11 protein-coding genes are annotated in these 12,483 nt (G+C 72.0%); 4 read left to right on the top strand and 7 right to left on the bottom strand.

The annotated features are described in order from the left end of the window. Positions 1–14 precede the first annotated feature (14 nt). The 4 genes from ABGB14_RS40575 to ABGB14_RS40560 form a co-directional block, all read right to left on the bottom strand. A complete protein-coding gene (locus ABGB14_RS40575) occupies positions 15–1,148 on the bottom strand; it encodes a histidine kinase (RefSeq protein ID WP_347649182.1) in 1,134 nt (377 codons plus the stop codon). An 84-nt stretch (positions 1,149–1,232) separates the two neighbouring features. Beyond that, positions 1,233–2,057 (bottom strand): NmrA family NAD(P)-binding protein, encoded by an 825-nt coding sequence (locus ABGB14_RS40570; RefSeq protein WP_347649181.1) that lies wholly within the window; start codon positions 2,055–2,057, stop codon positions 1,233–1,235. 181 nt (positions 2,058–2,238) lie between these two features. Continuing rightward, entirely contained in the window at positions 2,239–2,877 is a 639-nt protein-coding gene (locus tag ABGB14_RS40565) for a maleylpyruvate isomerase N-terminal domain-containing protein (protein ID WP_347649180.1), read from the bottom strand. 73 nt (positions 2,878–2,950) lie between these two features. Beyond that, entirely contained in the window at positions 2,951–3,679 is a 729-nt protein-coding gene (locus ABGB14_RS40560; RefSeq protein WP_347649179.1) for a nucleotidyltransferase domain-containing protein, read from the bottom strand. Between the two features lie 10 nt (positions 3,680–3,689). On the opposite strand from ABGB14_RS40560, the gene ABGB14_RS40555 reads away from it, so the two are divergent. The 3 genes from ABGB14_RS40555 (at position 3,690) to ABGB14_RS40545 (ending at position 5,975) form a co-directional block, all read left to right on the top strand. Next, complete coding sequence (locus ABGB14_RS40555) at positions 3,690–4,457, top strand: SDR family oxidoreductase (RefSeq protein ID WP_347649178.1); 768 nt, start codon at positions 3,690–3,692, stop codon at positions 4,455–4,457. Positions 4,458–4,584: 127 nt separating this feature from the next. Then, positions 4,585–5,400 carry an SDR family oxidoreductase gene (locus ABGB14_RS40550; protein WP_347649177.1) on the top strand — a complete coding sequence of 272 codons (816 nt, stop codon included), beginning with the start codon at positions 4,585–4,587 and terminating at the stop codon, positions 5,398–5,400. 80 nt (positions 5,401–5,480) lie between these two features. Beyond that, a complete protein-coding gene (locus ABGB14_RS40545; protein ID WP_347649176.1) occupies positions 5,481–5,975 on the top strand; it encodes a hypothetical protein in 495 nt (164 codons plus the stop codon). 4 nt (positions 5,976–5,979) lie between these two features. On the opposite strand, the gene ABGB14_RS40540 is transcribed toward ABGB14_RS40545, so the two are convergent. Together ABGB14_RS40540 and ABGB14_RS40535 are read right to left on the bottom strand one after the other, a co-directional pair. Then, on the bottom strand, positions 5,980–6,921 hold the full coding sequence (locus ABGB14_RS40540; RefSeq protein WP_347649175.1) for a ribose-phosphate diphosphokinase: 942 nt from the start codon (positions 6,919–6,921) through the stop codon (positions 5,980–5,982). A 33-nt stretch (positions 6,922–6,954) separates the two neighbouring features. Then, positions 6,955–7,593, bottom strand: a complete 639-nt coding sequence (locus ABGB14_RS40535) for an HAD family phosphatase (protein WP_347649174.1) — start codon at positions 7,591–7,593, stop codon at positions 6,955–6,957. A gap of 126 nt (positions 7,594–7,719) precedes the next feature. Here ABGB14_RS40535 and ABGB14_RS40530 point away from each other — a divergent pair, with 126 nt between their 5' ends. Then, positions 7,720–9,519, top strand: coding sequence for an alkyl sulfatase dimerization domain-containing protein (locus tag ABGB14_RS40530; RefSeq protein WP_347649173.1), 1,800 nt, complete (start codon positions 7,720–7,722; stop codon positions 9,517–9,519). 131 nt (positions 9,520–9,650) lie between these two features. Here the strand turns inward: ABGB14_RS40530 and ABGB14_RS40525 are convergent, their stop codons facing one another. Further along, complete coding sequence (locus ABGB14_RS40525; protein ID WP_347649172.1) at positions 9,651–12,455, bottom strand: AAA family ATPase; 2,805 nt, start codon at positions 12,453–12,455, stop codon at positions 9,651–9,653. Between the last annotated feature and the right edge of the window lie 28 nt (positions 12,456–12,483).

Below are 12,483 nucleotides of genomic sequence, written 5' to 3'. Positions count from 1 at the left end.
CCATGTGCCGCGGGTCATGCCGGGATCCTGGCGCTCACCAGGAAGCCGCCGCCGTCCTGGGCGTTGGCGCGCAGGGTGCCGCCGAGCAGCTCGACACGTTCCCGCAGCCCGATCAGGCCCCAGCCCGCGCCGGGCAGCTCCTCGTGCGGCGCGCGCGGCGCCTCGTTGCTCACCTCCACCTCCAGCGCGTCGGTCCTGAAGCGGATGCGCACGTCCGCGCCGGCGTTCCCCGCGTGTTTGTGCACGTTGGTGAGCGCCTCCTGGACCACGCGGTACGCCGTCCGCTCCACGCTCGCCTCAACCGGCCGCGTCTCGCCCTCGTCGTGCCTGGTCACCGCGATGCCCAGGGCACGGCTCTGGTCGAGCAGCCGGTCGAGGTCGTCCAGCGTGGGCGGCGGCCGGCGCGCGCCGCCGGTGTCCTCGCCCAGCAGCTCGTGCGGAGGCGAGCGCAGAACGCCGAGCACGTCGCGCAGGTTGGCCAGCGCCTCCCGCCCGATCCCCGCGATCATGGCGGCCGACCGGGCGGTGTCGTCGTCGGCCGCACGCATCTCCATCGCCCCCGCGTGCAGGACGATGAGCGAGACCCGGTGCGCGACCACGTCGTGCATCTCCCTGGCGATCCTGGCCCGCTCCTGCGCCCTGGCCTGCTCGGCGCGCATGACCTGCTCGCGTTCCAGCCGCTCGGCCCGCTCCCTGGCCGCTTCCAGGACCTCGCGGCGGGCGCGTACCCAGAGGCCGAGCGCCAGCGGCAGCCCGATCACGGCCAGCGCCGTGGCCACCGCGTTGGCCGGGCTCGCGGTGGCGAGCCGGTGAGGGCCGTCCTGCCACTCGCCGACCAGCGCGGAGATCCCGCACACCGCCAGGCAGCCGCCGAGGTAGGCGGCTATGCCGCGGCTCCTGCTCAGCGTGAGGCCCGCATAGTAGGACGCGACCATCAGCGGCGGCCACATCACCAGCCAGGCGTACCCGACGGCCCCCACGACGGCCAGCGGCCACCAGGACCGCCTGACCTGCCAGGCGGCCACGCCCGCGGCGGCGGCGATCGCGGCCAGCACCGGGAGGGGCAGGTTCGACGGCACCCCCACCTGCCCGTGCACCACGAGCAGTGAGGCCGCGAACACACCACAACCGAGCAGGACGAACCGCATATCCACAGCGTAGGAGGTGTTAGGCGGGATGAATGACGACGAAAGTAGTAAGTTCCGCCTGCACCGGCGCGGGGAGGGTGTGGATCACTCGCGGAAGGCGTCGGCGTTCTCCGAGGCCCACTGAGCGAAGCCACGCGCCTCCCGGCCGGTGATCTCGCGCACGGTCGGCACCACCGTGTAGCCGATCTCGGGGGTGTTGCCGAGCGCGTCGATCAGGAACGCGATGGTCTGCTCGCCCATGCCGTCCGCGGCCCACTTCGCCCTGGCCTCGTCGGCCGTCAGCTCCACGAACGTGACGTCCTTGCCGATCGCGGACCCCAGGATCGCCGCCTTCTCCTTGGCCGTGATCGCCTCAGGGCCCGTCAGCGTGTACGCCTTACCGCCGTGTCCCCCTTCGGCCAGCACCTTCGCGGCCACGGCGGCGATGTCGCGCTCGTGCACCAGCGCGCTCAGCCGGTCGCCGAACGGCTCCTTGACGACGCCTTCCGTCCTGACCGAGCGGGCCCACCACTGCAGCGTGTTGGACATGAACTCGACCGGGTTGAGCAGCGTCCACTCCAGGTCGCTCGCGGCGAGTGCCTGCTCCAGGGTGCCGTCCTCGCGTCCGCCGAGCACCGTGGCCCGCCGTACGCCCGCCTTGGCGGCCAGGGCGACGAGCTCGGCGCCGTCGGGCAGGGCGGCGTAGTCGTCGCCCGCGAAGTTGATGAAGTGCACGCCGGTGACGCCGTCGAAGACGCCGCCCAGGGAGCGGGGATCGGCGAGGTCTCCGGCGACGACCTCGACTCCTTCGGGGAGTGCGGCCTTGGCGGGGTTCCTGGTGAGGGCCCGAACCTGCCGGCCGGCTTCGAGGAGCTCCTCGACGACGTGACGGCCGACGGTCCCGGTGGCCCCGGTGACGAGCATGGTCATGCGAACCCCTTCGACGGAACGGAACGTTCTGCTCTTATGTTAACAGAACGGAATGATTCATTCCAATACGCTGCCGTCGGCGCGCCGACGAAGTCGGGTTCCGCATCGTCAGCACCAACGGCAACGGCCCCGGCACGCCGGTTGCCGGCGTGCCGGGGCCACAGGCTCGTGCCGACCTCGGTCAGAAGGCGCTTATCGCCGCCGGTGCGCGCTCGGCCCGGCTCAGGGTGCGGATGACCGCGGTGGCTCCGTGGCGGTGCACGGCCAGGCGGGCCAGCAGGTCCACGACGGGCTCGATGACGGCCGGCGGCAGTTCGGGCGTGTCCACGCCGACGCTGGCCGCAAGGTCGTCGGAGTGCACGACCAGCTCCACCAGCCGGGTGAGCAGGAAGTCGTCCAGCCGCAGGCACCAGCCGGCCCAGGGCAGCAGCACCACCCGGTCGGCCGGCTCGGCGGGCAGCGCGGCGCTCAGGTGGTCGAGCAGCGCCTGGGCCTTGTCCGCCAGCGCCGCGGCCCCGCAGGCCGCGGCCGCCTCGCCGCCGCGCCTGATGCCCACGTTGCTCTCGTGGTCGAGGCCGGCCTGCACCCACGGAGAGCGCGAAAAGTGCTCGATGAGGTCGACGGGTTCCTGGACCTCGCCGTCCGCGGGAAGCACGTCACCTACCCTGACGAGCTGGTGAGCCAGGTGCCCGGCCAGTCCCGCGACGCCGAACTCCGTCAGCGCGCTCGGCTTGTCCCACGACGCGCCCACGGCGGGGTGGCGCAGGAGCGACACCGCCGACGTCGCGGCCACCAGATAGGACTGCCTGATCTCCCCCATTTGCCGCCCTTTCCCCAAATCAGGTGGTACGCGCCAACACTATCCGTTCACCACGCGGCGGATATGGCCATCCTCAGGCCAGGGCCTTCCTGATCGCCGACCTGACGAACGCCCGCGCCAGCCGTGCCCTCCTGAACCGGCTCAGGACCGGAGGCGGGGCGCCGTACCTGCGGGCGCGGATGTCGGCCACCAGGGTCTCCGGCGCTCCCAGCCCGGCCGCCACCTCCAGAGCCTCCCGCTTGCTGATCAGGCGACCCTCCCGCAGGGTCACCGTGGCCCTGGCGACCGTCAGCACGCCCAGGTCCACCCAGACCTCCTGCAGCCAGCGCCGCCGCGCCCGGGTCTTGGCCAGCCAGAAGTCACGCAGGTCCGACCGGATGAACGCCTCCAGCTCCGCGTCCGACACCGGCGGCAGCACCTCGCCGGGCGGCGGGCCGTACAGCCGCAGGGGCGCCGTGTGCAGCTCGCGCCGCGTGACGGCGGTGACGGGACGGCGGAAGATGCGCTCGTGCGCCCACGTCACATGCTCGGCAGCGAGATCGTCCAGCTCCTGCCGGGGCATGTACGAGCAGTGCAGCAGGCCGGCGAGCGGCTGGTCGAGCGAGCGGTGCACGGCCTTGATGTCGCGCCACTGCTGCATCGTCACGGACGAGTCGAGCACCGCGACCAGGTCGAGGTCGCTGCGGCCAGGACGGTAGTCGCCGGCCCCGAGCGAGCCGTGCGCCCAGAGCGCGACCAAGGGGACGGCAGGTCCGATCCGGTCGAGAGAATCCTTCAGCAGGCGTTCGGTCGCTGCGTGCATGATGGCCACTATGATCCATTCACGGCGGGCAGGAAAGGTCGCGCTGATCACAGGTGTGGGCCGCACCGTCGGCATCGGGGCGGGGATCGCCCGGCGGCTGGCGGCGTCGGGCTGGGACATCGCCTTCTCCCACTGGTCCCCCTACGACGAGCGCATGGCCTGGGGCGTCGAGCCGGGCGCGACCGGCACGATCACCGCGGCACTCGCGGACACCGGCGCGGCCTCGGTGGCGATCGAGGCGGATCTCTCCGACGTGACCACCCCAGCCAGGATCTTCGACGAGGCGGAGCAGGCGCTGGGCAACGTCACCGCGCTGGTCATGTGTCACTGCGAGTCGGTCGCCTCGGGCCTGCTCGACACCACCGTGGAGAGCTTCGACCGGCACTTCGCGGTGAACGCGCGGGCCACCTGGCTGCTGATCCGCGAATACGGCCTGCGTTTTCGCGGCACCCACGGAACCGGCCGGATCGTCGCCCTCACCAGCGACCACACCGTCGGCAACCTGCCCTACGGCGCGAGCAAGGGCGCCCTCGACCGCATCACGCTGGCGGCCGCGCACGAGCTGGCCCACCTCGGCGTCAGCGCCAACGTGGTCAACCCCGGGCCGGTGGACACCGGGTGGATGCCGGACGAGGTCCGCGAGCAGTGCGTACGCCAGACGCCGCTCGACCGTCTCGGCACGCCACAGGACACCGCGCACCTCGTCGACTTCCTCTGCTCGGAGCAGGGCCAGTGGATCAACGGCCAGGTGCTCATGAGCAACGGCGGCTTCGGCTGAGGGGGTCAACGGCCGGTTCGCTGATGAGCATCGTCCCAGGCCGGCGGTGTCCCGGCGGGGGCGCAGCCGGTGCGCACCGCCGGAAAAAGCTTGGCGCCCGTCCGGCCGCCGCGGGCATGATGGCGACATGATCGATCCACGCCTCGCCGGGAGGGTCGCGCTGATCACCGGCGCCAACCAGGGCATAGGCGCCGCCACCGCGGTCGCGCTGGCCGCCGAGGGCGTCGCCGTCTTCCTCACCTACAAACGGCTCGCCCCCCTGAACGATCCGGCCACTCCACCCGCGTACGACCAGGCCCGCGGCTCCGACGCCGGCGAGGTGCTGCGGCGCATCCGGGAGGCGGGCGGCACCGCGGAGGCCGCCGAGGCCGACCTGGCCGACCCGCGGACCCCGAAGGTCCTGTTCGACCAGGTGGAGAAGGCATTCGGCCCGGTGGAGATCCTGGTCAACAACGCCAGCGGCTGGCTGAGCGACACCTTCTCTCCGGCGGGCCGTGACGCCATCGGGCGCCCGCTGCGGCCGGTGGACGCCGAGACGCACGAGCGGCAGTTCGCGGTCGACGTGCGCGCACCCGCGCTGCTCATCTCGGAGTTCGCCCGGCGCCACGTCGAGCGCGGCGCGACCTGGGGCCGCATCGTGGGCCTCACCTCAGGCGGCCCCGACGGCTTCCCGACCGAGGTCTCCTACGGCGCGGCCAAGGCGGCCCAGGAGAACTACACGATGTCGGCCGCGCACGAGCTGGGCGCGTACGGCATCACGGCCAACATGGTCTATCCGCCCGTGACCGACACCGGCTGGGTCAACGCGGAGGTGGAGAAGCTGGTCGCGCAGAGCGGCGTGCTGCGCGAGGTGGCCCAGCCCGAAGACGTCGCCGAGGTCATCACTTTCCTGGCCTCCCACCAGGGCAGGAAGGTCACCGCTCAGACCATCAGGATGTTCTGAGCGGTGACCCCCGGCCGGCTGGGGGCGCACCGGCCTTCGCCTACATCGAACGTGAAGCGCCGATGCCTACCGTCAGGCACATGCACAGCGACCAGAGTCTCCTGCAGCGCAGAGTCGAGCAGGCGGTGTGGGGAGTCGCCATCGGCGTCTCGATGTTGTTCGCGACGGCCCTTCCCTGGGCCGTCACGTATGAAGACGTCGGGATGAAAAGGCTCGCCACGGCGCGCTCGCTGGTGGATCTCGCCCTCGCCGGATGGGAAGAGCATGATCGTGCCCTACCCGTCCTGATGTTGATGATGTGCGTCGCGACGACGCTCGCCGCGTGGTTCGGCGCCGCGAAGCCGCACTATTTCGGGTTGGCGTCGCTGACGGGTGTCGTGACCGCGGTGATTCCCGTCGCGATCTCCTTATGGGATCCGGGTGAGACGAACAACGTCACCCCCGAAGCCCTCACTCCCGCCTACGGCATGTTCGTGGCCGTGATTCCCATCCTCGCCCTGCTCGTCGCCACGATCAGAGCCCGCGTCTTCCGCGGGGCGGGAGCCCCCGCGGTCGACCGCCCGGTGCTCAGGTGAGCTCTCACGGGCCGGTGTCGAAGAGCGCGCTCACCGACTCGCCGTCGTGGATGCGGCGCATGGCCTCGGCCAGGGCGGGCGCGATCGACAGGACGGTGAGCTTGTCGCAGGGCTTGGGCGGCGGCACGGTGTTGGTGCAGACGATCTCCTCGACCTCCGGCAGCGCACCCAGCCGTTCCAGCGCTCCGGCCGAGAACAGCCCGTGCGTGCAGGCCACGCGGACCGATCTGACGCCCCGCTCGCGCAGCCGGTCGAGGAGCTCGATGACCGTGGAGCCCTTGGCGATCTCGTCGTCCAAAATGATCACGTCCTTGCCGGCCACCTCGCCGATCACGGAACTGATCACCACGCGGTCGTCGCTGAAGCGCTGTTTGGCGCCCATGGCGACGTCGGCGCCGAGCAGGCGGGCGAAGGCGGCGGCCTCCTTGGCGTTGCCGAGGTCGGGGGAGACGACGACCGTGTTGGACAGGTCGTACCGGCGGAAGTGGGCGGCCAGCTCGCGCAGGGCGTGCAGGTGGTCGACGGGGACGCTGAAGAAGCCGTGCACCTGCGGCGAGTGCAGCGTCATCGCCAGCACCCGGCTGGCCCCGGCGGACACCATCAGGTCGGCGACCAGCCGGCCGCCGATGGAGATGCGGGGGGCGTCCTTCTTGTCGCTGCGCGCGTAGGCGTAGTGGGGCATGACGACGGTGGTCCGGGCGGCGGAGGCGCCGCGGGCGGCGTCGAGCATCAGCAGCAGCTCGACGAGGTTCTCCTGCGTCGGCGGGACTAGCGGCTGGATGAGGAAGACGTCACGCTCGCGGCAGTTGGCCTGCAACTGCACTTCGAGCACGTCGTTGGCGAACCGGTGAACCTGGACTGGGTGCAGGGGAGTGCCCAGGTGGGCACAGATCTCCTCCGCGAGCTCGGGGTGGGCGCTGCCGCTGAAAACCGTGATGTCTCGCACGATTCCGTGAGCTTAGCAACCCCGCCCGGGCGTTCATGAGAGCAGCTCGGGGGTGAGCGCGTCGAGGTTGGGCAGGACGCGCCAGGCCAGGGCGAGCGCGTCGGGCGCCGGCGGGTAGCGCGGGTGGGGTACGGCGATCACGTGCATGCCGGCGGCGTGGGCGGAGCGCAGCCCGTTGCTGGAGTCCTCGACCGCCACGCAGCCGCGGGGGTCGACGCCCAGCCGCCGGGCCGCCTCCAGGTAGCCGTCGGGGGCGGGCTTGCCGCGCGCGACCTCCTCGGTGGACACGGTGGCGGCGAAACACTCCTTCAGGCCGGCCGCGTCCAGCACCACGTCGATCAGCGTGCGCGGGGACGAGCTGGCCAGCCCCAGCGTGTTGCGCTCGGCCAGGCGCCGCACCGCCTCCACCGCCCCCGGCAGCAGCGGCACCCCGTCGCGGTAGCGGGCGGCCATCTGGTCGACGACGCCGCGGGCGATCTCGGCGGGCGGCCTGCGCACTCCGAGCTCGTGCAGGTAGGCGGCCCACTCGGCGGTGCTCATGCCCATGAGCCTGGCCTGCGTGTCCGGCTGCCAGGCGCCGCCGTGCTCGGCCACGAACGTCCGGCGCACCTCCTCCCACACGGGCTCGGAGTCCACCAGCACGCCATCGAGGTCGAACACGCAAGCTCTCACGACCGCGAGAATACGCGAATGGCGACCGGCGAGGCTCTGCTGTCATATGTCCTTATTGCCCGAGATTCATGCTATTAGGGAAGTCTGTTGAGCTATGGGGAGTGATTCCCGGGCATGCCACACGGCATGGCAGACCTTCCACTTCACGACCAGGGCGACTTCGCGGACGCCGACCGCGGCTTCATCGCGAAGCTCAGCCCGGCGGTGGTCAGAACGGCGGACGGCCGGGTCGTCTGGGACGGCGACTCCTACGACTTCCTCCAGGAGGACTGCCCGGAGACGGCCCATCCCGGCCTCTGGAGGCAGAGCCGGCTCTGCGCCAGGCAGGGACTGTACGAGGTCACCAGCGGCGTCTACCAGGTGCGCGGCCTGGACCTGTCGAACATGACGCTGGTCGAGGGCGATCGGGGCGTCGTCGTGATCGATCCGCTGATCTCCACAGAGTGCGCCGCCGCGGCGCTGAAGTTGTACCGCGCCCACCGCGGCGACCGCCCGGTCACCGGCGTCATCTACACCCACACGCACGTCGACCACTTCGGCGGCGTGCGCGGCGTGACCGACGGCGGCGTGCCGATCCTGGCCCCGGCCGGGTTCCTGGAGCACGCCGCGTCCGAACGGGTCTACGCGGGCCACGCGATGACCCGCCGCGCCGTCTACCTGTACGGCCGGGCGCTGCCCCGCTCACCCGAGGGGCAGATCGGCTGCGGCCTCGGCATGACCGCCTCGACGGGCACCGTGTCGCTCATCCCGCCCACGCTGGACCTCACGCGTACCGGCCAGGAGGAGACGGTCGACGGCATCCGCATGATCTTCCACCTCACGCCGGGCGCCCAGGCTCCCGCGGAGATGAACCTGCTCCTGCCCGACCACCGCGCCCTCTGCCTGGCCGAGAACGCCACCCACAACCAGCACAACCTGCTGTCCCTGCGCGGCGCCGCAGTGCGCGACGCCCGCGCGTGGGCGCGCTACCTGACCGAGGCGGTCTCCCTGTTCGCCGACCGGGCCGACGTCGCCTTCGCCTCGCACCACTGGCCCACCTGGGGCGGCGAGGCCATCGTGCGCTTCCTGGAGCAGCAGCGCGACATGTACGCCTACCTGCACGACCAGACGCTGCGCCTGATCAACAAGGGCCTGACGGGCCCCGAGATCGCCGAGGCCATGACCATGCCGCCCCAGCTGGAGCAGGCCTGGCACACCCACGGCTATCACGGCTCGGTCTCCCACAACGTCAGGGCCGTCTACCAGCGCTACCTGGGCTGGTTCGACGGGAACCCGGCCCACCTGTGGGAGCATCCGCCCAGGGAGAGCGCCATCCGCTACGTCGAGTGCCTGGGGGGCGCCGCCGGCGTGGTGGAGTTCGCCCGGCGCTACATCGGCGAGAACGACCTGCGCTTCGCCGCCCAGCTGCTCAACCACGCGGTCTTCGCCGACGAGGGCAACAAGGAGGCTCGGGATCTGCTCGCCGAGGTCTACACGAGGCTGGGCCACGGGGCCGAGAACGCCACCTGGCGCAACTTCTACCTCATGGGCGCCCTGGAGCTGGGCGACGGCATCGTGCCCGCCACCATGGACGTCACCTCTCCTGATCTGCTCGCCGCGCTGAGCGTCGAGCAGATCTTCGACTCCATCGCCATCCGCGTCGACGGGCCGCGCGCCTGGCACGAGCGGCTGGCCATCGACTGGCACCTGACCGACCTGGGGGAGCGGCACCGTACGACGTTGAGCAACGGCGTGCTCGTCCAGCAGCGCGACCCGCGCGACGCCGCCGCCGACCTGACCCTGCGGCTGACGAAGGAGCAGCTCGTGGGGTTGCTGGCGGGCAAGGGCGTCGAAGGGGTCGAACGCGAGGGCAACACGGCGGCGCTGCAGCGGCTGGTCGCCGTACTGGACCGGCCGGTGCCGGACTTCGCCATCGTGACGGCCTGACCGGGACTCCTCGCGAGCTGGACCCGGCCCACCCGCGCCCCACGACCGCGTAGGGCATCTCACCGGGTTCACTGCGGACGGCCTCCCACGAGGTGCGCACTCCTCTGGCCGGGTTTCGGCGTTTCCCCTTGCTACGCGTCGTGCCGAATCCGGTCACCGGTAGGACCGAAGTCGATGCCCGCCAGTTCGGCCCGCGACGAGACGCCCAGCTTGGGATAGGCCTTGTAAAGGTGGAAGCCCACGGTTCTGGGGCTGAGGAAGAGCTGGGCGCCGATCTGCCGGTTCGTGGCCCCGGTGGCGGCGAGCCGCACCACCTGCAGTTCTTGAGGGGTCAGGGTGTCGAGCGGCGCGGTGTCGGCGCGGGGGTTCGGCGCGGTGGCGGGGACGCCGGTCGCGGCCAGTTCCATGCGGGCTCGCTCGGCCCAGGGCGCGGCTCCCATCGTGGTGAAGTCAGTCAAGGCGGCGCTGAGTTGCGCGCCGGCGTCGGCGCGGCGCCGTGCCCGCCGCAGCCATTCGCCGTACATGAGCTGAGTCCTGGCTCGTTCGAAAGGACGTCCGCCCCGGGCGTGCAGGGCGAGCGCCGAGCCGAAGTGCGCCTCGGCTTCGTCGCGAGGGGCGAGCAGGGCGTGGCAACGGTGGGCGACGGCCGCCGCCCATGGCCGGCCGCTGGCCGCTGCCCAGGCGTCGAACCGGGCGAATGCCGAGGTCGCCCGGTGGGGCTCGTTAAGGCGGGCACACGCCTCGACGTGGTCGGCGATGGCGAAGGTGACGATCACAGTGTGGCCGAGCGGCCCGTCAAGCACCCGTGCCATTCGCTCGGCCACCGCGTCGTAGCGCGTTCGTACGAGGTCGAGCAGGGTGAGCGCGCATCCGCCCCACCCGGAGCCGTTGCGCTCCTGGGCGGTGCCCTCAGCCTGGCGGGCGAGGCGGAGGCATTCCTCGTCCTCGCCTCGGATGGCGGCCAGGCGCGCCAGGATGCCGTGAAGGTGCACCAGCCGTCCCGCCTGTCCGGTGTCGTGCGCGATCCGCCAGGCTTCGGCGCCGGATTCGGCGGCCTCGGCGTGCCTGCCGCACAGGATCTGCGCCTGGGTGAGGAGTTGCAGCGCGTGTGGCAGGGCTCCGATGAGCCCTTGATGGCGGCAGGCTTCCACCCGGGCGGCGGCCAGTTCCCTGGCCGCGTCGTCGTCGCCGGTCATCAGGGCGCTGAAGACGGCGTACGCCCCGGCGGCAGGGTCGGTGGCGATGCCCCAGGCCGTCGAGGTGTCCGGGTCGGTCTCGGTGGCGTCGGCCGCGGGAATGGCGGAACGCAGAAGCGGCAGGCCCGCGGCCGGGTCGCCGGCGGACACCCGCTCCATGCCGCGTACGGCCGCGACCACGGGGGTCAGACGGGCCTCGACGCCGGAGCCGAGAGATTCCAGGAGATCGGCGGCCTGCCCGAGTGCGGTGTGGTCCCCGGCGAACCAGGCCTCGCCGGCGGCCGTGGCGAGCAGCGACGCGGCTTCGGCGGGCGCGGCCTGCACGACGCCAGCGCCGGCGACGGTGATCAGCATGTGGGCGGCCTGTGCCGGGTCGCCCTGCTCGGTCTCGACCGCGGCCCGTACGGTGGTCAGCCGGGCCAGCAGCACGGGGTCCGTGGTCAGGCGTCGGCTCCTGTCGGCGGCGGCACGGGCACGGGGGAGCTGACCGGCGCCGAGTGCTGCCTGTGCGGCCGCCGCCAGCCAGCGGGCGCGCCTGTCCCGGTCGACGGTGAGTTGCGCCGCCCGCTCGTAGGCGGTGGCGGCCGACGTGTTGCCGCCGAGCCCGCGGGCACGCTCGCCGGCGGCCGCGAGGATGGTCGAGATTTCCTCGTCGGGCTCGAGGGCGGCGGCTGAGAGATGCCAGGCCCTGCGGTCGGCGTGTTCGTCGTCGACGAGGAGGTCGGCCAGCACGCGGTGGGCGGCCACGCGGCGGGCGAGAGGCGCCTCGTGGTAGGCGGCGGCCTTGATCAGCGGATGCCGGAAGCGCAGCCGGCCGTCGGAGACCTCCACGAGGGCGGCCTGCTCGCAAGGTTCCAGGTCTTCCGGCGTGGCACCGAGTGCCTGTGCCCCCTTCAGGACGAGCGGCAGACTCCCCGATCCGTCGGCGGCGGCGACGAGGAGCAGCAACCGGGCGCGTTCGGGCAGGCGCCGGATCGCGGCGCGCAGTGACTGCTGCAACCGCCCGGCGAGGGAAGGCCCCGGCGGCTGAAGGGGAAGCGGCGGAAGGCGTCCGGCCCGTTGCTCGGGGGTCAGGCTCCCGGCGAACTGCAGGAGCGCCAGCGGGTTGCCCTCGGCCTCCTCGATGACGCGATCGCGCGCCTCGGGCGTGAGATCGTCCGCGCGCTCGGCCAGCAGCCGCGCGCAGTCATCCATGGCAAGAGCGGTGAGCCGCAACTCCGGGACGCCGGGCAAGGTCGGATCCGTGTCGTCACGGCCGGCGAAGATCATGGAGATGCGCTCGGCCGCCAGCCTGCGCGCGGCGAACAACAACGCGTCCACCGACGCGCGGTCCAGCCACTGCACGTCGTCGACGAGACACAGCAGCGGACGCTGCTCGGAAAGGTCGGCCAGCAAGGTCAGCACCGCGAGCCCGACGAGGAAACGGTCCGGAGTGTCCCTCTCGTCCTCTCCGAACGCGCCGCGCAGCGCCGCCCGTTGTGCGGCGGGAAGCTGGTCCACGAGGTGACGAGCCGGTCGCAGCAGCAAGTGCAGGGCGGCGAAGGGCAGCTCGGACTCGGCCTCGACGCCGGTCGCCCGCAGCACCAGCACGTTGTCGGGTGCCGTGCTCGCGAGGTGCGCCAGCAGGGCCGACTTGCCGATCCCGGCCTCGCCGTACACGGCGACGGCGTTGCCCTGCCCGGCGCGGGACTCGGCGATCAGGCCTCCGAGGAGGGCAATCTCCGCGTTCCGCCCGATCACGGTACCCGACCTTACCTAACCGGCCGGC

Source organism: Nonomuraea sp. B10E15, assembly GCF_039871615.1.
Lineage (GTDB): Bacteria > Actinomycetota > Actinomycetes > Streptosporangiales > Streptosporangiaceae > Nonomuraea.
Note: the sequence above shows the minus strand (reverse complement) of the source record. Positions and strands in the feature narration are given on the sequence as shown.